Origin of the sequence: Trinickia mobilis, from assembly GCF_017315705.1 — a bacterium.
Classification (GTDB): Bacteria; Pseudomonadota; Gammaproteobacteria; order Burkholderiales; family Burkholderiaceae; genus Trinickia_A; species Trinickia_A mobilis.
Genome location: NZ_JAFLRF010000028.1, coordinates 38,753 through 62,802, shown reverse-complemented (window position 1 = coordinate 62,802; position 24,050 = coordinate 38,753). Strand labels below are relative to the sequence as shown.

Genomic DNA, 24,050 nt, shown 5'->3' with positions numbered 1-24,050 from the left:
GGCGCACTTTTCAGCCTGATCCACGCTGAAAGGTACACGGCGCACGGTGCGAGTTTCGTCGCCTACGGGTGCCGGAAGCTTGCGGGCGGCTTGGCGTACGACGTACCTGCGATTTGACTGCGGATCGCGCCCAGTCGGAGTGTAGACGGCTGTAACAGGGCTTTTGAGCAGGTTTCTGCAATCCACTGGGACTGAAAGGCGCACCAATAGTAACTATTACAACTATAAGCCTAACAGTTGATAGTATGCAGCCTATACATATGCACTATATGGCCGTATGTAGCTTGGCTGTATGGAGCTATAAACTAATAGTTGGATAGTGTATGGTCTAGAGGTGTAGGCATGTATGGCTTGTGGCCGCGCCGATGGTGAAGAATAGCGATCGATAGGGATGGTCAGCATGCAGTCGCCATTATTGATAATGGAGGTCGCGTGTGTGATTCAATACAGATTTTTGCCCCGTTGAAGGCAGATATATCCGACGAGGAGTATGCGGAATGCTGTTTTCCGTGGCAGCCTGAGGGTGCAGATGGCAAACGCGGGGAGTTCTACGATTTTGAAATAAAGAGTCCGTTGACTGATGCCGGATTTTTAATCAAGGCGGTTGGTGTAGGTGGAATTCGGCATGGTCGAATAGGCGGATATTGGTTGAGTGTGAATATCCCCGCCTGTACGGTCGGACATAACCGGGAGCTGGTGAATGGGGTGTATTGGGCGGCAAGCATTGGCTGGTCTTTGTTGCGATATTTCCTTGCCAGCTGCGGCTGCACTAAGAAGGGGTTGTCTTATATACCATGGGAGAATGTGCAGATTGGTCCGCTTACGCTGACATTTCTGAAGGAGTGCGAGAGTGCAGAGGAAGCGTTTTCCCTGATTAACGATGTCAGGCAGCACGCCGAGGCGATTCTTAATCATGGTCCTTACTCGCTGCCCGGAAAGAAAAAGGCTTACGTCAAGCCAGAGGGCGCGGAGTGGCCCGATGACGTATTCACGCTCTATATAAGGGATAGAGAATTCGGAATCACTCTTTATGCGAAGCAGCCTGGGGTGAAGAAGGCATTTCTGAAGAAAATCGACAATCCTGAACTGGAATCTGAGGTTCAAGAGCGGTCTGAACGCACTGTGCGAATCGAGATAACTCCACATGGGGCTTGGCTGGAAGCGAATGATCTAGATCGACCGGATAAGTGGATGGGCAACCCCGACGCCTACGAGAAGGTATTTAATTTGCTCAAGGGAAGGCTTAAATTAGAACGAAAATGGAGGGTCAGGCGGATACGAAAATCAACCGTCTCCAATCTCGCATTGCCAAAGGAGGATAAAAGATGTCTTTCCCTACATATTGCTGGAGAGGAGCCGGCCGATTATCCGGTATTGTTCGAATACGAGGATGAAAAGGCCAGAAGCAAGCGTTTCTCCGCGATTCGCAGCCGGGTTTTTGATGCAACCGGCATCGACTTGCGTATTCCGTGGAAGGTGCAGCAATCGGGGATACGACCGGGGTTGGCCGAGGTGTTCGAGTACCCGGGGGAGTTCGTGCCGCTTGAGCACCTTCAAGAGGTCGTGTATTCGCGCCAAAGCGCGCCAGGCGCATACAACCGGCTGGAAGCGCTAACTGCTGCTGAGTTGTCAGGCAGCGGTGCCGGCGAGGTGGCTCAGCCTTCGGACTATGCATCTGGCAACGTAGAGGATGAATGGCCGGATTCCCCACTGCCGATGCAAGGCATGTTCGACGGCATCGATGACTTGCTAGACGATTGATAGACCGCAGACGTGACGCTGGCAGATGGTGAGGTTTTGGCGTCACGTCCGCTTTATCCCAGCTTGCCGATGCAAGGTTTCCACTGCAGAACTCGGGGAGCCATGCGCAGAGTCGGGCTTCTGCCGCGATACTCGCAGAAACCGGGGGCTCTATTGCTGGACAAGGGAATGAGCGAACTTTGTTGGTATATATGTTGGTATTTGTTAGGTCCGATTCGCTGAAAGCCGCACAGCACAACGGGTTTGGTACAGGGTTCGATTGCTGCAGCCGCACCAGTACAGAAGCGGGTCCGACACACGGGGCCCGCTTTTTTTTCTTCTACAATTACCGCGTTGTTCTACAAAACATATTCCGGCAGCTCGTTCGGCGAGAATGAGGTCGTGCTGCCCGAGATCGGTGTCGATGCCCACTTGTAGGCCGTCGACATGCCGCCATTGACGCGATTGTTGACGCTCGTGAGCGTGCCCGTCGGAATTTCCAGGTCGCCCTGCGCCCGTCCCGTTGCCCGCGGTCTGGAACCACGGCCATTGGCAGGCAGGCCAGGTCCTGTCACGACCGCCGATCCGGGCGGGCGCACTGAAGCGGATCACGCCCCAGGGTTCGATACCGTAAGACCGTCGCGAATCGCGTAAGCCGTGACTTCTGCGACGTTGCGCAACGAGAGCTTCGACATCAGATTCTGACGATGCTTGCGGACCGTCAACACGCTCAGATTCAATTTGTCGGCGATCTGCTGGCTCGAGTATCCGTTCGCGACGAGCGCAAGGATTTCTTTTTCACGCGCGGTGATCGGCGCAACAGTGGCCTCGTCCTCGACTTCGAGCGCACGCGCGAGTGTTTTGCTCACGTAGCGAATGCCCGACAACACGAGCGAGATCGCGCAAAGCAGTTCGTCGCCGTCTTCGTGCTTGAGCATATAGGCGTCGGCGCCTGCCGCCATCGCCGCACGGACCGTCGCGGCATGGGCGTTACCCGTCAAAACGAGAATCTTAATCTCCGGGAATTCTGCCTTGATTTGCTGTGCGAGCTGGGTTCCATGACAACCGGGTAGTTCGAGATCGAGCAACAGCAAATCCGCTTGGGTGTCGCGTAGCACGTCGCAGACCATGCGGCCGTCCCCCGTTTCGCCGACGACAAGCCAGTCGGCACGGGTCGTCAGCAAGAGTCTGAGCCCATCGCGAATCATCGCGTGGTCGTCTACTAGCACGATGCGTTTCATTTTTCCCTTCGTTTATTTTCGCAGGCCACTCAACGGCGTACGACTTTGCGACAATACGGAGTGGATGGCCGCGTTTCAAATCCCAGTCAGAATGTGGCGAAAATCATTTCACGAAAACCGGGGTCTTCGCAAGATCGCATACGTGTCTTCTGTCGCATACGTGTATTCAAGATGGTAAAAAATACCTCTAAAAATATCAGCGCCAACGTGCGACTGGAACTGATCAATACGCTGTATCGCCAGTCTCCGCCTATCCTGTTCGGCAATATCGCAGTCGTAAGCTTGTCGATATTCCTGCTCTGGTCCCAGGTCTCGAGGCGCGATTTGCTCGGATGGGCCGCTGCAATCTATCTGTTGACGGTCGTCCGCATCGTGATCGTCTGGCGCGATCGCCTCGCAGGAGAACATCCGATCGAGACCGCGACGCGCCGTGCACGCCGATACGTGCTGCTGTCGGGCTTGTCGGGTTGTTTATGGGGATCGATGGGTCTTTTGTTCTTTGCGCCCGACAGCACGGTCGTGACCGCGTTTATCTGTATCGTGCTCGCGGGCATGACCGGCGGCTCGGTCGCCTCGCTGTCGTCATATTGGCCGACTTATTTTGCGTATGCGTTACCGACGGTATTGCCGTTTGCGATCCGCTCGTTCGCCTACGGCAATACGCTGTTTTCCGTGCTCGGATTCCTGTCTCTTTTCCTTTTAGGGGTCAACCTTTCGTTTAGCAGAAACCTCCAACGCACTGTACGGGACTCGGTTTCACTTCGCTTTGAAAATATCGGGCTGATCCGGCAACTGACCGAGGAAAAGGAGCGAGCCGAATTCGCGAATCGAAGCAAGTCGCAATTCCTCGCCGCCGCGAGTCACGACCTGCGTCAGCCGACGCATGCGCTTGGGCTCTATATCGCGACCTTGCGCGCGATCGCCCAGGCACCGAACATCGAACGCACAGCCCTCAATGGCATTGCCGAACGCCTCCAGACGGCGCTCAAGGGCATGTCGCAATTGCTCAATGTATTACTCGATATTTCAAGGCTCGATGCAGGTGTGATCAACGCGGAGCCGCGCCGCTTTCCGTTGCAGCAGGAGTTCGACGCGCTCGCGAACCAGTTCCTCGAGGCCGCGTCGTCAAAAGGGTTGAACCTCAAGATCCGGCCGAGCTCGGTCTGGCTCGAAACCGATGCAGCCCTGCTGCACAACATCCTGTCGAACCTGCTCTCGAATGCGGTCCGCTATACCACGCGCGGAGGGATTCGGGTCGCGTGTCGTCGACGCGGCGACGAAGTCGATATTCAAGTGTTCGATACCGGCATAGGCATTGCAGCCGATCAACACTCGATGATCTTTCGGGAGTTCTACCAGGTCGGCAATGCGGCACGCGACCGTGAACAAGGCCTTGGCCTGGGTCTCGCGATCGTCCAGCGCACGGCTGCGCTGATCGGCGCAAACGTGCGGGTGCGCTCGAGACTCGGGCGAGGCTCGCTGTTCTCCGTGCGATTGCCTGCAATGCCGGATGTACCGGCGCTCGATACCCGAGTCGAAGTCATCGGTGCAGCATCGGCTTCGAGCAGACGCACGAGAACCATACTCGTCGTCGATGACGATCGCGACGTGCTCGCGAGCATGCAGACGCTGCTACGCGCATGGGGCCACGCGGTGGTTGCCGCGTCGTCGATCGAACAGGCTGTCGCCGTCGCGACGTCCCACCGCCCCGCACTTCAAATGGTGCTGACCGACTTCAGGCTCGCCAAGCAGGTGACGGGCGTCGATGTGATTCACGCAGTGCACCAAGCCATCGGCCGCGAAATACCCGCGATCATCATCACCGGCGACACATCGGCCGACGGGATCGACGCAACGACGTCGAGTGGTTTTCATGTCGTCCACAAACCGCTCGACCCGGAGAAAATGCAGGTGTTAATCGACGACCTGCCTGATACTCTCGCTTCGCGCGTGCATCGGTCGAATAAATAACCTTTATTAATCATCGACCTAAGCGCCAAATACTACAGATGCAGTATTTACCGTGATCGCCCGATCGCGATAGTCTCTCGTCGCTCCTGAGCCTGGTTGGAGTCGCGGTGCGTCAGGGGTTTCGAACCGCGATAACTGCGCGACGGTGCTCGACGCGATCCCAATGCGGGCGATCGCACGGACGGGCGGATCGAAGCGCTGGGTACCGTCTCGGACCGAGGTTTCCGCGAAGCCGGATGCCTCGTCGGACACCACACCCTCAGGAAACGAATTCGGCGATTGGTATCGAGCGGCCGAGTGCGAGGCATTGAACGCGTTTGGAGCGGACTGGAGAACTCAATGAAATGAGCGGGTCAGCGTAATGCATGTGGTTCGATACGTTCCGCACGGGGGCCGCGAGGCTCTCGCGCTTGCGCGTACGACAGCGTCAGGGGATACAGAAGTGGACGGGATCCATTGCGTGACCAGGGACCAGGCACGCCCAAATTCTTCGAACTCTCGAGCCCGACAAAAGGCAACGCCGTTCGGCATCGCGATGCCGCGTTCCCAAATGATATCGCCCGCTCAATCATCGAGCGGGGCCACGCAGTCCAATAAGAAATGATTTTGTAAGGACTGCTGAGGTCGTTGGAGGGTGTTCCAACAGATCAAGCAACAGCTAGGTTTGAGAAACGCTTCGTGAATGTCGGCCCGACGTCCGAAGCGAATACGTAGACGGGGAAATGATGCAGCCAAGGATGCGTACAAAAGCTAACAGCCCCCAGGCTCGTTTTGAATCCATCTCCAAGAAAAATCGAGTGGAAATGACAGTCAAATATAAAAGGCTTGTCTACGGGGCGGTACTCGCTGTTGCAATCGGCTACCTCGCAACGCCATGGAGTGCGCGGGCGGATAGCCCGCTCAATCTCAATGATTTGCAGCGGCAAAACGATGTGATCCTCAGGCAACAGCAGGATCAGCTTCGCCAGGACCAGAGCAAAGCGCAGCGCCCAAGCAGCGCGGGAGGCGCGACGCTGACTCCGCCTGCGCCTGCCGCGGCGCCTGAGACCGGGCCGTGCCGCGATATCAAGACCATCGTCGTCAATGGCGCGTCCCATCTTCCTAAAGGCACGCTTGACGAGATCGTCCATGCTCACGAGGGCCGTTGCCTCAAAGCCGACGACATCGAAGCGCTGCTGACCGAGATCACCGGCGAATATTTTCGGCGCGGCTATATCACGACGCACGCGTATCTGCCCGCACAGGATCTGACAAAAGGGCAACTGACGATAACGGTCGTCGAAGGGGTCATACAGGCGTACCGAATCGAAGACAACCCGCGCAATCGGCTTTGGGCGAATGCGATCTTCCCCGCTGTACCGGGCGCGATGCTCAATCTGCGGGACCTCGAGCAGGGTATCGATCAGATCAACCGGGCCACGTCGAACAATGCGCGCCTTGACATCGAACCGGGCAGTGAGCCGGGCGAGAGCGTCGTCGTCGTTCACAATCCCCAGAGCTTTCCGCTGCATCTGTTCACGTCCTACGACAACCAGGGCGTGGATGCGACGGGTCGCCTGAGCGGAATGGCGACCGTCACCGAAGATGGCCTTCTCGGCTTGAATGAAATCGTGTCGGTCACGCATCGTCAGACGCTGCCGTTCGACAGCGCTCACGATTCGAAAACCGATGCACTCGATGTCGTGATCCCGTTCGGCTATAACACGCTGACGTTCGATCTGAGCGACATGCGCTATGACTCGCTGGTCAACGAAGCCGGCGGTACGCCGCTGCTCTCCCAAGGCAGCACAATCACGCGCAGCATCGGTCTCGATCGTGTCGTGTTTCGCAACCAGGACAGCAAGATCTCGGTTTCGGCCTCGCTTACGGATCAGTCGACGAGCAGCTATCTCCAGCAGCAATACCTCAGTGTTGCGAGTCGGGAGTTGACATTCCTCGATCTTGGCACGTCGCTCTTTGCGGGCGTCAGCGGTGGCTTGTTCAATGGGCGGTTCGACTTTGTCCAGGGCCTGCCGATACTGGGTTCGCTGCGCGACCCCGGCGAGCTTCCCGATAGCGCGCCCCATGCACAGTTTTCGAAAAGCACGCTCGACCTCGGCTACACGCGACCGTTCTCGCTGCTTGGGCGAAACCTCGACTGGTCGAGCCACCTCTATGCGCAGTACGCGATGACGACGCTGTTCGGCTCGCAACAAATTCTGATCGGCGGGCCGACCACCGTGCGCGGCTTTCTCGACGAGACCTTGAGCGGCGACACCGGCGCTTACTGGCGCAACGAAATCGGCGTGCCGTTCTCGCTTTCAGGGCAACTGGGCACGCTGTCCGGTCGGTTCTATACCGGATTCGACGCAGCGTCGGTGACCAATCGTGCGCCCGGTGTGCCCGGCGGCACGATGACCGGGTTGACGGTCGGCGCGTCCTGGCAATGGCGCCAATTGAGCGGCGAAGTGTTTTTCTCGCACCCACTGACCATGCCGAACTCGATCGCACGTGAAGCCGATCGAGTGTTCTTCCGTCTGTCGTACTCGTTGTAAAGGCTGAGCCATGAACCACGTCTATCGCATTGTCTGGAACGCCAGTCGCGGCATGTGGGCCGTTGTCGCGGAAACCGCTCGCGCACGCGGCAAGACAGCCAGTACCGTGGTTTTGAGCGCAGCGGCGCTGGCTGCCGTTGCTGCTTCGGATCTCGCATCAGCCGCGAGTCCGTCCGTCGTCGTCGCCCCGGGCAGCGGCAATACATCGGCGACGACGGCAAACAACGGCGCGACGATCGTGCGGATTTCGACACCGAACGGCGCAGGCGTCTCGGTCAATACGTACCAGCAGTACAACGTCAATTCGGCGGGGCTCGTACTCAATAACGCTCCGACGAGCCAGATTTCGGTCCAATCGAAGCTCGCGGGGCAACTGTTCGCGAACCCGAATCTGGTGACGCCCGCGACCGTCATCCTCAACGAAGTCACTTCGAACAACCGATCGACGCTCGCCGGCTTTACCGAAGTCGCCGGCGGTGCCGCGGACGTGGTCGTGGCGAATCCGTACGGCATTACGTGTTCGGGTTGTGGCTTCATCAATACGAATCGCGTGACGTTGACGACAGGCACGCCGACATTCGGCGGCAATGGCGCGTTGACCGGTTTCAACGTCCAGCAAGGTGACATTCTGGTGAACGGCAGCGGCCTCAATGCAACGGGGCAGCAGATTCTCGATCTCGTCACGCGTGCCGTAGAACTCCAGGCGCCGATCAATGCGCAGGATCTTGGCATCACGGTCGGTCCGAACGTCTGGAGCTACGCGACGCGCGCCGTGACCGGGACGACCTCGCCGACGGGAAGCGGTCCGGCCTATGCGATCGACAGTTCGGCGCTCGGCGGCATGTATGCGAACCGTATTACGCTGATTGCGACCGAGCAAGGTCCTGGTGTGCAGTTGCTGGGCAATGTCGCGGCAACGGCCGGCGATTTCACGCTCTCCGCCGCGGGCGCGATCGTGCTCGCAGGCAATGTGTCGGCGCAACAGAACGTGTCGATCGCGAGCTCGAGCACGGCGGCCAATGCGATCACGCTGAACGGCGCCAGCGTGACGGCCGGTCAGGATCTCTCGGTCAATGCGGCCGGCGGAGCCTCGATGACCGGAAGTGCGCTTGTCGCAGACGGCAATCTGTCGCTTACGGCCGCAAGCCTCACCGATGCGTCGAGCACGAGTACGCTGACCAACAACAATCAGCGTTACGCGGGCGGCGCGCTGTCGCTCAATATCACCGGCGCGGCGACGATCGACGGCACCAACTGGCAGTCTGCCGCAAGCAACCTGTCGGGGGTCTTCGGTAACCTGAGTATCGGACCGGATGGTGCGCAGCTGGTCGCCGGCAATGCGCTGTCGCTGACGAGCAATCAGGGCGACCTCGACCTTGGCGCCGCGTTTGTCAAAGCGGCGAGCAATCTGAGCCTCGACTCGGCCGGCGCGATCACGACCGCGGCAGGTACGGGCGAGGGCGTCGAAAGTTCGAGCGGAACGCTGAGCGTAAGCGCGGCGGGAGGGCTCAACAACGCAGGTGTGCTTTCGGCCGACACGGGAGCGGCGACAATCGAGGCCGGATCGTCGCTGACGAACAGCGGCACGATTCAGGCGGGTGGTTCGCTCAGCATTGCGGACCAGTCGGGCGGGGCAAGCGAATCCATCACGAACGGAGGTACGCTGTTCGCGGGCACGTCCTTCACGTTGCAGGGCGCGAATGTCGGCAATACGTCGGGCGGTTGGATTCAAGCAGGCCAAGGCACGTCAGTGCAGGTTGCAAGCCTCGACAATGCGGGCACGTGGTTGCTGTCGTCGCAGCCTGGAGCGTCGTCGGATACCGTGACGGCAAGCGGCGCGCTGACCAATAGCGGCACGTTGCAGTCAGGCGGTAGCGCGACGATCGCGGCGAACAGCATCGACAATCAGGGCAACGTGCTCGCTGCAGGCAATCTGACTGCTGGCGCGGCGACGACGTACATCAACGAGCACGGTGCGGCAACCGAGGCGGGCGGCACGCTGAACCTCGGCGGGAATTCGCTGACCAACGACGGCACGCTGCAAGGGGCCGCGGTAACGCTGGGCGCGAGCCGGGGATTGATGAACGCGGGTCTCGTCGACGCGAGCACCGGGGCGGCGACCCTCGATATCGGCGGAACGCTCAACAATGAACACAGCGGCCAGATCTATGGCGCGACGGGCGTCGGCGTCGCGGATTTCAGTGGCCGCAGCACCGAAAACGTCACGAACACCGGACAGCTGCTGTCGGGCGGCACGCTGAGTCTGCAGGGTGCGTCGGTCCAGAACAATGCAGGTGCGGTCGTTCAGGCGACGAGCGGTAGCACGGTCGTCGCCAATTCGTTGAGCAACGATGGTCAATGGTTGCTTTCGACGCAGGCGCCGGCATCTCCCGACAGCGTGAGCGTCACGAATGCGCTGAACAACCAGCACGACGGCGTCATGCAGGGTGCGGGCAATGTCGACGTCACGGCGCAGCAACTGAACAACGACGGTGAATTGCTTGCCGGTCGTAACCTCGAGATCGATAGCTCGACAACGAGCACGTCGTTGAACAATACGGGTCTGGTTCAAGCCGGCAATGTGCTTACGCTCGACGCGGCCAACAGCGCCGCGACCAACCAGCCAACCGGCAAGCTGCTCGGTAACGAACTCGATTTCACACTTGCGAACCTCAACAACGACGGCACGATTCAGGGGGGGGCAGGCGCCAACAGCAACATCTCGGTGACGGATACGCTGCAAAATCGAAACGGCGCGACGTTCACGTTGACTACCGCAAGCAATGGCGGCGGCACCATCCGCGCCAATAGTCTGCAGAACGCCGGCACGTTGCAATCTGTCGGCACGATGACGCTCGATATCGGCAACAGCCTGTTTGACAACGGCGCTGTGCTCGTCAACGGCAATGCTGTGATCAACGGCATCGGCGGGGGAAGCTATATCGCGCAAATCGACGGCAATCTGCAAAGCGGCTCGACGCTGACGGTCGACAATGCGTCGAGCATCACCGTCGGCGGCTCGGGGACGATTCTGGGCAATACGATCAGGCTTGGTAGCTCAGCTGATCCTGTTCAGACGTTGACGTTGGATACCGGCGCTCAAGGCGCCGAGATTTCGGCGTCCGGCAACCTTAGTATCAACGCCGGCACGCTGAATATGGATTCGACGGGGAGCAACGAGCGCATTCTCGGTGCGATGAGCGGCGCCGGAACGCTGACGCTCAATCTGAGCAATGCGTTGACCAACGATGGCGCGATCTTTTCAGGGGACGCGCTCAACATTAAGGCGCCCGGCATCACCAATACGAACACAGGGGGCATCAGCGCGCTCCATGGGCTTTACCTCGACGCGGGCGGCGACAATCTGACCAATAGCGGCTCGCTATACGCGGGAACTGTGTTGAACGTGAGCGACGTCAACACGTTGAGCAATCTCGATACGCCTGCAACCGCGACGACGGGTAACGCACCGAGCGGGACGATCTATTCCGGCGGCAATATTTCGTTGACGGCCGGTACGATCGTCAACAACAGCCTGATTCAGGCGAACGGCAATATCGCACTGAATGCCGCAACGATCGACAATGAATCGTCTGAAGCAGGGTCGCTGGTCTGGGGTTCTGCGCAGAACGATGCGACGACTTCGAACGTCGTCTATTCATTGGGTTATCACAACTGTACGGGTAACGTCGCCGACCAATGTTCGCTGACGGACAACACGGAAACCTGGACGGTCTCGCAAACCTTCAATGGCCCGGCCCCGACCTTTGCGCCGCAGATCATCAGCACGGGCGGCGGAACGGTCAGCCTGACGGGCTTTACGACGGCGAACAATATTGGGGCGCTGATCTCGGGCGGTACGGTCAACATCGTGGGCGCGAATTCGGGTTCGACCTTTACGAATAGCGCGCTTGCGCCGCTGGCGTTGACTTATACGCATACGTGGGGGAACTACTTCGAATACGTCGCGGCTGGCCCAACCGTCAGCGGCGCGACGAATTCCGACCAGAACGACTCGGTGACTTACACCTCAAGCGTCATTCCGGGCTACAACACGAATTCAGGCATCTACGCGAGCACGCTGAACGTGTCGAATGTCGCGCTGTACAACGTCGGTCCGACGACGAGTCCGGTGTCGGCGACGGGATCGACATCGTCGAATCCGACACTGCCTTCATCGTCGGGTACAGCGGTCTCGAATCTTCCGTATAGCTCGACGCCGTTCAGCGGCACCTTGCCTGGCGCGCCGTCGCAGACCGGTTCGGGTGATGCGCTACTCAATCAACCGGCGACGGCGGTGAGTCCGGGCCTTGGTGTGACGTTTGCGGGCAAGCAGCCTATCGCTCCCCTGAGCGCAAACGGGTTCCGGAGTCTGAGCGGCATCACGATTACGCTGCCGACCAATCCGAACGGCTATTTCGTCGCCGATCAGGCGCCGGGTGCACAGTACCTCGTCGTCACGAATCCGCTGCTCGGCTCGGGCAGCAATTACCTCGGTGCCGCCTATCTCGAGAGCCAGCTTGGCTACAACCCCGACACGACGGGCGAACTGGTCGGCGACAACAATTACCAGGCTTATCTGGTGCAGCAGGAATTGATTGCGCAATCCGGCAACGATTTGCTGACCGGCTACAGCACGCTCGCGACGCAGATGCAAGGGCTGCTCAACAATGCCGTATCGGAAAGCCAGACCCTCGGTTTGACATACGGTCAGGCGCCGACGGCGGCTCAGCTCGCGAATCTCACCCAGAACATTGTCTGGATGGTCGAGACGGTCGTCGACGGCCAAAAGGTGCTTGCACCCGTCGTCTATCTGAGCGCGGCGACCAAGGCAGGCATCGCGCAGGGTGCCGTGCTTGAAGCAAGCACCACCAATCTCGACGTGACCTCGCTGACCAATACCGGCGCAACGATCGGCGGCAGCCAATCGCTCAATGTGGTCTCGCAAGGCAATATCGTCAACAGCTCCGGTCTGATTACAGGCGGCAACGTCAGTCTGACGTCGACGAACGGGAATATCGTCAATCAGACCCTGACGCAAAGCAGCGGCAGCGCAACGCGAAACATTACGCAGGTCGACAACCAGGCCGGCATCGTATCGACGGGAACGTTGTCCGTTAATGCGGCGAAGGACATGACGAACCTCGGAGCGAATGTGTCCGCCGGAGGCGACGCGAGTCTGTCGGTCGGCGGCAACGTGACCTTCGATACGGTTCAGGACACGAACACGACCACGACGAACTCGGCAAGCTCACATGGTCTCGTGACCACGATCAATAGCGACACGAATTCGGCGACAACGCAAATCCAGTCGAATCTGACGACCGGCGGCAACCTCAATGTCCAGGCGGGCAAGGACCTCACGCTCAATAGCACGAACGTGACGGCGGCGGGCAACGGCAATCTGCAGGCCGGCGGCAATATCAACATCGGCGCGGAAAGCAACTCGACGACCGATAGGAGCAAGAGCACGACGTCCGGTGTCGGTTACGACCAATCGCTCTATGCGTCGACGACAACCACGACGGCGAGCAATACGACGACTGCGGTCGGCAGCAATATCCGGTTCGGCGGCAACGCGAATCTGTCGGCAGGCAACGATATCAACTTGCAGGGTGCCAATCTGAGCGCGCAAGGCAACGGCACGATGAGCGCCCAGAACGTCAATATCATGGCCGCGCAGAACACGAGCACGACGACGACCACGACGTCGACGAGCACGATCCTCGGCGTCGACCACGGCAATACGGGCAGCAATGGAAACTCGGCGAGCGCGTCGTCGGGCGACGGCGCCGCATCGGCGAGTGCATCGAGCAGCCGCAGTGCCGCAAACGGCATGGGGCAGGGCAGTGTGTCGGCGAACGCCAATGCGTCGGGTAGCGCAACGGGCAGCTCCAGCAACGGCGATGTGCAGGGTGCGGTCACCGGCAGCGCGGGTGCGACGGTGACGGCAGAGGCTTCCGGCGGGATCGACTTTGCGTCGCATACGACGACGACAACGACCGACGCGAGCACGGCGAGCGTGGGTTCGAGTGTCAACTTCGGCGGCAATACGACGGTCAACGCGAAGCAGAATGTGACGCTCCAGGGCTCGACGTTGAACTCGGGCGGCAACGCAACGATCAACGCGCAAAACGTCAACGTCGAGGCCGCGCAGAATACATCGACGTCGACGACCACGACGACGAGCACTGCGGTCGGTCTGATCGCAAGCAGCAACAACTCGGCGAGCGTGTCTGCGAACGGCGACGCTTCGGGCAGTGCGGGCAAGGGTATCGTGCCGAATGCGAGTGCCGATGCGTCGGTCAGTGCGCAAGCGTCGAGTAACAATCAGCTTGCGCTCGTCAACCACGATACGAGCACGACGAGCGCGCTCAATATCACGAATCAAGGTTCGGCGATCACGGCGGGCGGCGATCTGAACGTCAACGCGAGCAATAGCCTGACGGCGACCGGGTCGAGCCTCGAGGCCGGCAACAATCTGAACCTCAACGCGAAAAGCATGTCGTTCAATTCTGCCAACAACGCAAGCGAAACCACTTCGTCGAGCAGCAACACGTCGGCCGGGTTCTTCGCGAACGGAAATGCGCAGGCGAGCGCAAGCGGCAATGGGGCTGCGGGTATCGGTGCGAGCGCGAGCGGCCAGCTCAGTGCATCGGCTGGGGGCGAGGTCGGCATCTATGCGAACAACACCACGCAGAGTTCGTCGAGCGGCTCGACGACCGCTGTGACGTCGAGCTTGTCGGCCGGCAGCAATATCAACCGCAAGGCAAGCTCGAGCATTACCGATGTCGGCACGCAGATCACGGCAGGCGGCAACCTCAATCAATCCGCCGCGACGATCACGAGCCTCGCTGCCGCGAATACGAGTCATTCGACATCGAGCACGACAACGAATACGGCGACGGTCGGCGGTTACGGTTCAGTGAGCGCATCGGCATCGTTGAGCACGGAGGGGGGTAAGAGCACGAGTGCGGGCATCAGTGCGGGGCTCCAGGCCAACTACGAGAATCAGCAGAACTCGCAATCGTCGAGCAGCAGCAATGCCGTCGTGTCGAATATCCAGGTTGGGGGCAGCGTGAACACACAGTCCTCGGGTGCGACGAATCTGCAGGGCACGGCCGTCAGCGCAGGTCAGAATGTCAATGTCTCGGCGAGTACTTTGAACTATACGGCCGCGCAGAATACGACCCGGTCGCAAAGCAGGCAATCGGACGGAACGGCCGGCGTGCAAGTTGATGTCGTCAAGAAGGAGGTCAGTGCGAACGGCGGATACACAGGTTCGTCGAGCCGGCAAAGCACGAGCACGGCGGTGACCGGGAGTATTACGGCGGGCGGAAACCTCAACGTGACAACCAAGGGCGATGCGAACCTCGAAGGCACGAATCTGAGTTCGGGAGCGGCAACCAATATCACGACGGGCGGCAATCTGAACTATACGGCGGCCGCGAATACGAGCAGTTCGTCGGACTCGTCCCAGGGCGCATCGCTATCCGTCTCGGTCGGCAAGGCGGGCAGCTCGGTTGCGGCCGGTGCGAACTATAGCCACGATTCGTCGAACAGCAGTACGGCAGTTGTCGGCAGCATCACGAGCGGTGGGTCGTTGACGGTCAACAGCGGACAGAACGCGACATTCACGGGCACGGCCATCTCGAGCGGCGGCAACGGTTCGATTGGCGCCGGCGGTACGCTGTCGTTCAATGCCGCGCATAGCACGAACTCGAGCGAGAGCTATGGGGTGGGTGTCTCGGGGCAGGTTGGAACCCAAAACAACGACACGACGGCGACGCAGCCCAAGGCGACCGTCACCAAGTCTGCCGGGGCCGATGTCAACGGCAATTATTCGAAGAGCCAAAGCGATACCGCGACGGTGGCCAGCGTCACCAGTAATGGCAATCTGCAGTTGTCTTCTGGCGGCGACACGAACCTGCAAGGCACGAATGTGAGTTCGAACGGGGTCACGTCCCTAACTGCGGGCGGCAACGTCAATATCACGGCAGCGAAGAGCACGTCGAGTTCGGTTGGGTTCGGGCTTGATGTCGGTGGAAGCGTATCGAGCACCACACCCGCCGCAAATCAACCGAAGCCAGCCGGGACGCCGAGTCCGGGTGGCGCGGTCGGAGCGGCCGCGGACAATGCGACAACGCCGACGCCTGGCACGGCGACGAAGATTCGTAATGCGTTGGGCTCGACGATCGGTGCGGCGGTCGATGCCGTCAAGGGAATGAAGGGCGGTTCGGGCGATAGCACGAACACGGGTTCGACGCCCGGCGCGACGACGGAAAAGCATGCAAGCGGCGTACTGACGGTTGCGGACGTCAGCAACTCGAGCTCACAAAACGCGAGCATCACAGGCGGACACGGCGTCGTGATTGCGTCGGGCGGAGGCAGCTCCGGTACCACGCAAATCACGGCGAACGTGACGCTGCCCAAGCAAATGCCAGCCGGTTCGACGGTGACCGCACAAACGGCGGACGGTCAGCCTTTGCCGTCGTGGCTCAAGTTCGATCCGTCAACGGGCAAGTTCAGCGGTACGCCGCCCGCCGGCACGCCCGCGTTGACCGTCGACGTCAAGGTGCCTCAACCCGATGGGACTACGCAGGTCGTGCAGATGAAGTTTTCAGCGCAGTAGCGAGTGACGCGCAGCGATCCGTCGAAATGATCGACGGATCGCTTAGCGAAGCGGTGGTGTCGTCGCCCTGTTGAGGATCTTGCGGAGGTTTTTTGGACTCGCTAATTTTTTCGCCTCCTTTGCAAAACCGGGTATCGTGTCGGCGAACGGCGCGCGACCCCCGGCCATTCCGGCACCGCGCGCCTTACCTCACCTCGACCCCCAATCCGTGACCGACTTTCCCCTCCTTACCTGGACCGACCCCGCCGCCGGCACCACCCACACCGCCCGCTGGCGATCCGAGGCCGGTAATCCGCCGCCGAAGCGCGTGACGATCGGCGACGACCGCACCACGGCCGACGCCGCCTACCGCCAAGCCTGCGAAGGCATCGCGCTGCTCTGGCGCGGCGACTTTCAGAACGCGCGCCAGTTGCTGCAGGCGATGTCCCGCCGCGCCGACCGCAAGCCGCGCAAAGCCGCCGCCTCTGCGCTCGACGCGTTCAATCTCCACCGCCAGGCACAGTCGCAACGCGCACGCACGCTCGGCATGCTGCTGATTCCGCTCGAAGCGGATTACTCGATCGATCTGCGCCGCGCGCCGGATGTGCGCGATGCGTGCTCGGAAGCGTATGGCGCAGGCGAAGAGCCCTCGGTCGTATCGCTAAGAGAGCTGCTCGGTTTGATCGGCGCGCATGAGTGGCGCAAGAAGGGCGTCGAGATTCCGGCGCTCGATGGCGAGCGCATTCACCCGCACTACGGCGTGTTTTCGCCGGTGCGCGGCGAATATGTCGACTTGGTCGCCAAGGCGCCGTTGCCTTCGCAAGCGCTCGCGTTCGATATCGGCACGGGCACCGGCGTGCTTGCCGCCGTGCTCGCCAAGCGCGGCGTGAAGCGCATCGTCGCGACCGACCAGGACTCTCGCGCGCTCGCTTGTGCTCGCGAGAACCTCACGCGGCTCGGCCTCCAGTCTCAAGTCGACGTCATCGAGGCCGATCTCTTTCCGGACGGCCGCGCGCCGCTCGTCATCTGCAATCCGCCGTGGCTGCCCGCGCGGCCGAGCTCACCGATCGAACGGGCCGTCTACGACCCGGACAGCCGCATGCTGCGCGGCTTTCTCGATGGCCTCGCGGCGCATCTCGAGCCGCATGGCGAGGGCTGGCTGATCATGTCGGATTTTGCGGAGCATCTTGGCTTGCGCTCGCGCGACGCGCTGCTTGGGATGGTCGATGCGGCTGGTTTGCAAGTCGCGGGCCGCGACGACACCAAGCCGAAGCATCCGAAGGCTTCGGATGCGAGCGATCCGCTCTATCAGGCGCGTGTCGCTGAAGTGACGTCGCTGTGGCGACTGAAAGCGAAGTGATGTGATTGTCGCGCGGCGCCGCGCAAGGGCTGCGCTGCCGGCGCGAACGAGGCGAATCGCCCGCGCAGCGCGCCGCCGCTCACGAATCCGATCGGTCGCGCGACCCCCGCGCCAGATACTCGAGCACGCCCCGCCCAGCCGCCGCGCCGCTCGCAAAACACGCGGTCAGCAGGTACCCGCCGGTCGGCGCTTCCCAATCGAGCATCTCGCCCGCGCAGAACACGCCGGGCAGGCGCTCGGCCATCAGGTCCTCGTCGAGCGCTTCGAACGCGACGCCGCCCGCGCTGCTGATCGCCTCGTCGATCGGCCGAACGCCCGTGAGCCGCAGCGGCAGCGCCTTGATCGCGAGGGCGAGCCGCGCGAGATCCGCGAACTCGTCTTTTGACAGGCACTCGCGCAGCAACCCGAGCTTCACGCCCGTGATGTGCAGCTTGCTTTGCAGATGGCTCGACATCGAGCGCGCGCCGCGCGGGCGCATGAGCGCTTCGGCGACGCGTTGCGCGCTCCAGCCCGGCGCGAGGTCGAGCCATATCGTCGCCGCGCCGTCAGCCTCGATCGCATCGCGGATCGGCGCCGACAGCGCGTAGACGAGACTGCCTTCGATGCCCGTCTGCGTGACCACGAACTCGCCTTGGCGGAATGGCGGTGCGGCGCCGTCCTCGCTGCACGCGACGCCGATCGCAACCGATTTCACCGGCTGCCCTGCGAAGCGTTCCTGAAAGAACGCGCTCCAGTTCGCGTCGAACCCGCAATTCGACGGCTTGAGCGGCGCCACTTCCACGCCGCGCGCTGCCAGGAGCGGCACCCACGTGCCGTCGGAGCCGAGGCGCGGCCAGCTCCCGCCGCCTGTGGCGAGCACGACGGCATCGGCTAGCACGACACGCTCGCCTTCGGGCGTCTCGAAGCGCAGCGCGTGAAGCGCATCAGTCGAACCGTTCCAGCCGACCCACCGGTGCCGCATGTGCAGCCGCACGCCCGCCTCGCGCAGCCGACGCAGCCACGCCCGCAGCAACGGCGCCGCTTTCATCCCGGTCGGAAATACGCGGCCCGAGCTGCCGACAAACGTCCCGATCCCAAGCCCGTGCACCCATTCGCGCAGCGCCTCGGGACCGAGGCGGCCGATGAGCGGCGCGAGCGTTTCGCGCCGTGCGCCATAGCGTCCGACGAACGCGTCGAGCGGTTCCGAATGCGTGATGTTCATCCCGCCGATGCCGGCCAGCAGGAACTTGCGTCCGGCCGACGGCATCGCGTCGAAGACGTCGACGCGCACGCCTGCGCGCGACAAGACCTCGGCGGCCATCAGCCCGGCAGGGCCGGCGCCGACGACGGCGACGAAAGCGGTCGAAGGAGATTCGTGGTGTTGATCGGGCATGCGGTGCGGATCGGGAACCAAGTTGGGCCGTCTGAGGCGCGCGTTGCCGATAAGCCAATTGATCGCGCACGGGAGCCGGCAGGCGGGGCCGCTATTGTCACATCGCAGCCTTTGAGTCCGCAATCCGGGCCCTATACTCTTTCAATACCCTTTTCGATCATCAGGAGACGACATGAACCACCCCCACGCTCACATTCGTTCGCTGTCGACCGGAGTTAGCGCTTTAGCGCTTACTCCGGTCCCATGCAAAGCTCCCCCCGAGGGGGCGGATGCCTCCCTTGGGGCGGCCCGGCGGGAGGCATCATGACCCGCAAGTACATTGACTGCCGCGAATTCCCAAGCGATATAGGGTGCTCGGTCGCGCTATCGGCGGATTCGGAAGGCGAATTGCTCGAGGCCGCGGTGCAGCACGCGGTTGTGGTACACAAGCATGTCGATTCGCCTGAGTTGCGTGCGCAACTCAAGACGCTCTTCAAGGACGGCACGCCGCCCGTCGACGCCCCGCGCCACGCCTGAGGCGCGCCGCGGGACGCCGCCAAGAGGCCGCCGTGAGGCCAACTGTCGTGAAAGCGCAGGTCCCGTGCAGCAGCGGACCTGCGCGTGCCCGCGTTCAGCCGGGGTAAGCCTCGTCCACCTTGAGCCCGGCCAGCTTGAAGATGACGCGTAGCGTCTGCGGTTTGATCTCGCGTCTCGACGCGAGCGTCGTCAATATGAAGTCCATCACCTTCGCGTACTTGAGCAATGTGAGGCAGTTTTCGAGCCCGGCGTCTCCGTCGCGCATCAGTTCGGCAATCCGTAGCATCTCGACCGAAATGTCGCGCGCCATTTCGAGTTCGAGTTGCTGCTTTTCGGACCAGGACGGTGTCGCCAGCAGTTTGGCGAGCATCTCCTGAAACTGTTGCTCCGCGTCTCCGTTAGGTATCGTAGCCATCGCTGTCGTCCTTTCGTCAACTTGGGTCTGAGGCGGCGATCAAGCGCGCCGCGCCACGCACGATCGAGTGACGTAACGTGCGCGGCCGTGTTTCGCCACCGTGTTACGGCGCTGATCGCGCACCTCCGATACGATCGAGTTCGTCGCGGGCATCGTGCCATGGTGCGCTTTCCCGCGTGGCACCGCTTTGCCGCGACGTTCCCCGTGTTGTTTCCCATGTCTTGAGTTCCGAGCGGGCCTCGTCGGTGCGTGCGACAGGCTGCGCGAACGAGACGCATGAAGCATTCCATGCTGTCCATCGCGGTCGCACGCGGGTACGAAGCGTCGCCCAGCGCTCTTTTCGGTAAACTGACGCGATTACTTCCGTTCTTCTGTAGGCTGTCGCACGTATAGGTGCGACTTGCCGTCAAGCGCCTTCACGATGTCCGACAAAATCCACGAAATCCGCCCGAACCAGTCGATCGAGCTGCTGAAGGAACTGCATATCCTGACGCGCGACGGCAAGATGAATCAGGACAGCCGCCGCAAGCTCAAGCAGGTCTACCACCTGTTCCAGTTCATCGAGCCGCTGCTCGCGGAGGTCCGGCAAAAGCAGGGACACGTTTGCCTTGTCGACCACGGCGCAGGCAAGTCTTACCTGGGCTTCATCCTCTACGACCTGTTCTTCAAGGAGCAGCCCGGCGACGGCGCTTCGCACATCTATGGAATCGAGACGCGCGAGGAACTGGTCGCGAAGTCGGCCGAGCTGGCGGCGCGGCTCGGGTTCGAGGGGATGTCGTTTTTGAACTTGTCGGTGGCGGAATCGATCGCTTCGGATCGCCTGCCGGCGAGCATCGATATCGTCACGGCGCTGCACGCGTGCAATACCGCAACCGACGACGCGATCCGCTTCGCGCTCGAAAAGCACGCGCAGTTCATCGTGCTCGTGCCGTGCTGCCAGGCAGAAGTCGCGGGCGTGCTGCGCAAGAACAAAGGGAAGTCGCTCGGCAATGCGCTCGCGGAAATCTGGCGCCACCCGCTGCATACGCGCGAATTCGGCAGCCAGATCACGAACGTGCTGCGCTGCCTGCAGCTCGAAGCGCACGGCTATCAGGTGAGCGTGACGGAACTCGTCGGCTGGGAACACTCGATGAAGAACGAGCTCATCATCGCGCAGTACAAGGACTTGCCGCGGCGGCGTCCGGCGGAGCGGCTAGGCGAAGTGCTCGGCACGCTCGGCCTCGAGGAGTTGCACGAGCGCTTTTTCACCCCGGCTTGAGCTTGGCGGATTTGGGCGCATTCGCGGCGGATTCGTCGGGGCGCCGCATGCGAGCGCGTGACGTATCACGCGCTCGCCCGTTCACGTTCTCATGCGTCGCGCCGCTCGCTCATCCATGCCCGCCAGCCTTCGTGGCCCAGGCGGCGCAGCGTTTCCTGATTGCGTTCGTAGATCTCGGCGGCGTCGGGAAACGCATCGACCGCGCGCGCGATGCTCGACTCGCGCAGCAGATGCAGGATCGGATACGGCGCGCGGTTCGTGTAGTTCTCGATGTCGTCGGGCTCGCTGCCTTCGAACTGGTACTGGGGATGGAAGCTCGCGATCTGCAGGATGCCCTCGAGCCGCATCTGCGTGAGCAAGCGCTCCGCAAGGAACAGGCAGTCGTTGAAGTCGAGAAAGTCCGCGAGCGTGCGCGGAAAGACGACGAGCGTCGTGTCGATCTGCTCGGGATCGGCGTTCGCCAGCGCGTTCAACTCGGCTTCGAGGTCCGTCAACACGCCTTCCATGCCGGTCGCTTCGCTGATCGCGTAGCGGATCTGATTCTTCACGTGCACGGCCTTCGCGAACGGGCACAAGTTCAGCCCAATGACCGCGCGCGTCAGCCAGTGGCGCGTGGCGGCGAGGATGGTGTCGTGGGAATCGGTCGACGTCGGCATGATGCCTTGAGTAAATCGAAAGCTTGCATTCTAAGCGCGATGCGATGCGCCTCGCTTCGTGCAAGAGACGCTTCAGTCCTTCGTCGCGGATAGCCGTTCGCGTCGCAGGGTAAACCCCTAGATATGTTGCTGGCCACGGCGATGCAGCGCTTCGGCGTGCGCCCGACGGCGCTGGCCGCGCTCGGCACGCTTTGGTCAGGACGGTTATGCTATGCGGCCGGGCGCTGGCCGCCGTGTTCCGAACTCGACCAAGAGAAGCTCATGTCCAAGAAACCCGCACCGACCGAAACTCCGATTCACGAACTGATCGCCGGCCGCTGGAGCCCGCGCGCGTATTCGAGCGAACCGATCAGCCGCGAGCAACTGCAGTCCGTGCTCGAGGCGGCGCGCTGGGCGCCGTCGGGCTACAACATTCAGCCGTGGCGCTTCATCGTGTTCGACCGCAGCGTCGACGAAGCCGCGTTCAAGCGCGCTTTCGCGACGCTCGTGCCGTTCAACCAGGGCTGGAACGCCAACGCGCCGGTGCTCATCGCGGTGACGGCGCACACGCTGAACGCGAAGGGCGAGGTGAACCGCGTCGCGCCGTATGACGCGGGCGCAGCGGGGTTCTCGCTGGTGCTGCAGGCTCACGCGCTGGGTCTCGCCGCGCATCAGATGAGCGGCTTCGACCAGAAGGCGTTCCATGAGGCGTTCGCGCTGCCGGACGACGTCGAAGCGATCGCGTTTATTTCGATCGGCCACCACGGCGACGCGGAAAAACTCGATCCGGCGCTGCGCGATCGCGAGAAGGCGCCGCGCACGCGCTTGCCGCTCGGTGAGATCGCCTACGCGGGGGCGTGGAAGAAGGCGTTCTGATTCGCGGCACTTTCGTCACAACGTTTGCCACGACGCAACGCTGCGACTCCTATTGATCGTCGCCGACCGCCGATAACGGCAGGGCGACATGCTCGAGCGGCTTGCGCTCGGCGTTGATGCCCCAGACCGCCGCGACGAGCGCCGCGGCGATCATCAGCGCCGCGCCGACCAGATAGCCGGAGAACACTTTGCTGGCTTGATGCGTATCGATGAGGCGCCCGAAGAACGCCGGCCCGGCGATACCGCCGAGACCCGTGCCGAACGCGTAGAACACCGCGATCGCGAGCGCGCGGATTTCGAGCGGGAACGATTCGCTGACGGTGAGATACGCGGAGCTCGCCGCCGCCGACGCGAAGAAGAAAATCACCATCCACGCAACTGTCTGCTCGACGACGGTGAGCCAACCGCGCTCGAACAAGTACCCGCAGGCGATCAGCAGGACGCCCGAAATCGCGTACGTGAACGCGATCATGGCGCGGCGTCCGATTGAATCGAAGGCATGACCGAGCACGAGCGGCCCAAGGAAATTGCCGAGGGCGAACGGCAGCAAATACCAGCCGACATGGTCGCCCGGCACGCGATAGAACTCGGTGAGCACGAGCGCATAGGTGAAGAAGATCGCGTTGTAGAAGAACGCTTGGGCCGTCATCAGCGAGAATCCGACGAACGAGCGCCGCCGGTGCAGCACGAAAAGCGCATGCAGCACCTCGCGCAGCGGCGTGCCTTTGCGTTCGCGCAACCGCAGCACGCGCACGCTTTCATCGCTCAGCACGTGGCCGGCTCGGCGAAACCGCGCTTCGATCGCTTCGACGATGTGGCTCGCTGGTCCCGGCTGATTGTGCGTCAGCAGCCATCGAGGGCTCTCCGGTATCCACATCCGCATCGGCACGATGACGAGCGCGAGCGCCGCGCCGATCAAGAAGCACGCGCGCCAGCCCCAATCGCCGGGCAGCACGTGCGGATCGAGCAGCACGATCGACCCGCCTGCGCCAAGCGCCGCGCCGACCCAGAACGTGCCGTTGATGGCGAGATCGGTCCAGCCGCGCACGCGGGCCGGCGTGAATTCCTGGATCGTCGAGTTGATCGCCGCGTATTCGCCGCCGATGCCGGCGCCCGTCAAGAAGCGGAACACGATGAAGCTCGCGAGATTCCACGAGGTCGCGGTTGCCGCCGTCGCCACCAGGTACAGGCTCAGCGTGACGAAGAAGAGCTTGCGGCGTCCGAGGCGATCGGTGAGCCAACCGAAGAAGAGCGCGCCGAGGACAGCGCCCGCGATGTAGGCGCTGCTTGCAATGCCGACATCGGCGTTGGAAAAATGCAGCGCCGGGCTCGTCTTGAGCGCGCTCGCCACCGCGCCTGCAAGCGTGACTTCGAGCCCGTCCAGCAACCACGTGACGCCGAGTGCGACGACGATCAGCGTGTGAAAGCGTCCCCATGGCAGGCGGTCGAGACGGGAGGGCAGATCGGTTTCGACGATGTCGGGCGGCGGGTGCAAAATGGGTCCTTTATCCGGTTGCAAAG

The 24,050-nt window shown here is 61.7% G+C and carries 14 protein-coding genes; 8 read left to right on the top strand and 6 right to left on the bottom strand.

What is annotated here, in order from left to right; all coding sequences use genetic code 11:
• The first annotated feature begins 432 nt into the window (after nt 1-432).
• Nucleotides 433-1,761 (top strand): hypothetical protein, encoded by a 1,329-nt coding sequence (locus J3489_RS27365; RefSeq protein WP_207003530.1) that lies wholly within the window; start codon nt 433-435, stop codon nt 1,759-1,761.
• A gap of 338 nt (nt 1,762-2,099) precedes the next feature.
• Here J3489_RS27365 and J3489_RS27360 read toward each other — a convergent pair whose 3' ends face one another.
• Together J3489_RS27360 and J3489_RS27355 are read right to left on the bottom strand one after the other, a co-directional pair.
• Complete coding sequence (locus tag J3489_RS27360) at nt 2,100-2,315, bottom strand: hypothetical protein (RefSeq protein ID WP_242540352.1); 216 nt, start codon at nt 2,313-2,315, stop codon at nt 2,100-2,102.
• A gap of 33 nt (nt 2,316-2,348) precedes the next feature.
• Nucleotides 2,349-2,981 (bottom strand): response regulator, encoded by a 633-nt coding sequence (locus tag J3489_RS27355; protein WP_207003528.1) that lies wholly within the window; start codon nt 2,979-2,981, stop codon nt 2,349-2,351.
• Nucleotides 2,982-3,188: 207 nt separating this feature from the next.
• On the opposite strand from J3489_RS27355, the gene J3489_RS27350 reads away from it, so the two are divergent.
• The 4 genes from J3489_RS27350 to J3489_RS27335 all read left to right on the top strand — a co-directional run bounded on the left by J3489_RS27350 (nt 3,189) and on the right by J3489_RS27335 (nt 17,457).
• Nucleotides 3,189-4,952, top strand: coding sequence for an ATP-binding response regulator (locus J3489_RS27350; RefSeq protein ID WP_309491432.1), 1,764 nt, complete (start codon nt 3,189-3,191; stop codon nt 4,950-4,952).
• Between the two features lie 803 nt (nt 4,953-5,755).
• Complete coding sequence (locus tag J3489_RS27345; RefSeq protein WP_207003525.1) at nt 5,756-7,486, top strand: ShlB/FhaC/HecB family hemolysin secretion/activation protein; 1,731 nt, start codon at nt 5,756-5,758, stop codon at nt 7,484-7,486.
• Between the two features lie 10 nt (nt 7,487-7,496).
• Entirely contained in the window at nt 7,497-16,118 is an 8,622-nt protein-coding gene (locus J3489_RS27340) for a hemagglutinin repeat-containing protein (protein WP_207003524.1), read from the top strand.
• Nucleotides 16,119-16,326: 208 nt separating this feature from the next.
• Nucleotides 16,327-17,457, top strand: coding sequence for a methyltransferase (locus J3489_RS27335; protein ID WP_207003523.1), 1,131 nt, complete (start codon nt 16,327-16,329; stop codon nt 17,455-17,457).
• A 79-nt stretch (nt 17,458-17,536) separates the two neighbouring features.
• Here the strand turns inward: J3489_RS27335 and J3489_RS27330 are convergent, their stop codons facing one another.
• Nucleotides 17,537-18,829: a TIGR03862 family flavoprotein gene (locus J3489_RS27330; protein WP_207003522.1), complete on the bottom strand. Its 1,293-nt coding sequence runs from the start codon at nt 18,827-18,829 to the stop codon at nt 17,537-17,539.
• A 303-nt stretch (nt 18,830-19,132) separates the two neighbouring features.
• On the opposite strand from J3489_RS27330, the gene J3489_RS27325 reads away from it, so the two are divergent.
• Nucleotides 19,133-19,345, top strand: a complete 213-nt coding sequence (locus J3489_RS27325) for a DUF1059 domain-containing protein (protein WP_207003521.1) — start codon at nt 19,133-19,135, stop codon at nt 19,343-19,345.
• A gap of 94 nt (nt 19,346-19,439) precedes the next feature.
• On the opposite strand, the gene J3489_RS27320 is transcribed toward J3489_RS27325, so the two are convergent.
• Complete coding sequence (locus J3489_RS27320) at nt 19,440-19,760, bottom strand: type II toxin-antitoxin system HicA family toxin (RefSeq protein WP_207003520.1); 321 nt, start codon at nt 19,758-19,760, stop codon at nt 19,440-19,442.
• 421 nt (nt 19,761-20,181) lie between these two features.
• On the opposite strand from J3489_RS27320, the gene J3489_RS27315 reads away from it, so the two are divergent.
• Nucleotides 20,182-21,018, top strand: a complete 837-nt coding sequence (locus J3489_RS27315; protein ID WP_207003519.1) for a class I SAM-dependent methyltransferase — start codon at nt 20,182-20,184, stop codon at nt 21,016-21,018.
• Between the two features lie 89 nt (nt 21,019-21,107).
• Here the strand turns inward: J3489_RS27315 and J3489_RS27310 are convergent, their stop codons facing one another.
• Complete coding sequence (locus tag J3489_RS27310) at nt 21,108-21,674, bottom strand: DUF1415 domain-containing protein (RefSeq protein ID WP_207003517.1); 567 nt, start codon at nt 21,672-21,674, stop codon at nt 21,108-21,110.
• Nucleotides 21,675-21,935: 261 nt separating this feature from the next.
• Here J3489_RS27310 and J3489_RS27305 point away from each other — a divergent pair, with 261 nt between their 5' ends.
• Nucleotides 21,936-22,529 carry a nitroreductase family protein gene (locus tag J3489_RS27305; RefSeq protein ID WP_207003515.1) on the top strand — a complete coding sequence of 198 codons (594 nt, stop codon included), beginning with the start codon at nt 21,936-21,938 and terminating at the stop codon, nt 22,527-22,529.
• 49 nt (nt 22,530-22,578) lie between these two features.
• Here the strand turns inward: J3489_RS27305 and J3489_RS27300 are convergent, their stop codons facing one another.
• The gene (locus tag J3489_RS27300; protein WP_242540351.1) at nt 22,579-24,024 is read right to left on the bottom strand and encodes an MFS transporter; all 1,446 of its coding nucleotides are present in this window, start codon (nt 24,022-24,024) and stop codon (nt 22,579-22,581) included.
• Between the last annotated feature and the right edge of the window lie 26 nt (nt 24,025-24,050).

What these genes read in the sequence shown, in the direction of transcription:
- J3489_RS27355 (WP_207003528.1), bottom strand. Translation starts at nt 2,981, where the DNA reads ATGAAACGCATCGTGCTAGTAGACGACCACGCGATGATTCGCGATGGG.
- J3489_RS27330 (WP_207003522.1), bottom strand. Translation starts at nt 18,829, where the DNA reads ATGCCCGATCAACACCACGAATCTCCTTCGACCGCTTTCGTCGCCGTC.
- J3489_RS27345 (WP_207003525.1), top strand. Translation starts at nt 5,756, where the DNA reads ATGACAGTCAAATATAAAAGGCTTGTCTACGGGGCGGTACTCGCTGTT.
- J3489_RS27320 (WP_207003520.1), bottom strand. Translation starts at nt 19,760, where the DNA reads ATGGCTACGATACCTAACGGAGACGCGGAGCAACAGTTTCAGGAGATG.
- J3489_RS27340 (WP_207003524.1), top strand. Translation starts at nt 7,497, where the DNA reads ATGAACCACGTCTATCGCATTGTCTGGAACGCCAGTCGCGGCATGTGG.
- J3489_RS27310 (WP_207003517.1), bottom strand. Translation starts at nt 21,674, where the DNA reads ATGCCGACGTCGACCGATTCCCACGACACCATCCTCGCCGCCACGCGC.
- J3489_RS27305 (WP_207003515.1), top strand. Translation starts at nt 21,936, where the DNA reads ATGTCCAAGAAACCCGCACCGACCGAAACTCCGATTCACGAACTGATC.
- J3489_RS27325 (WP_207003521.1), top strand. Translation starts at nt 19,133, where the DNA reads ATGACCCGCAAGTACATTGACTGCCGCGAATTCCCAAGCGATATAGGG.
- J3489_RS27315 (WP_207003519.1), top strand. Translation starts at nt 20,182, where the DNA reads ATGTCCGACAAAATCCACGAAATCCGCCCGAACCAGTCGATCGAGCTG.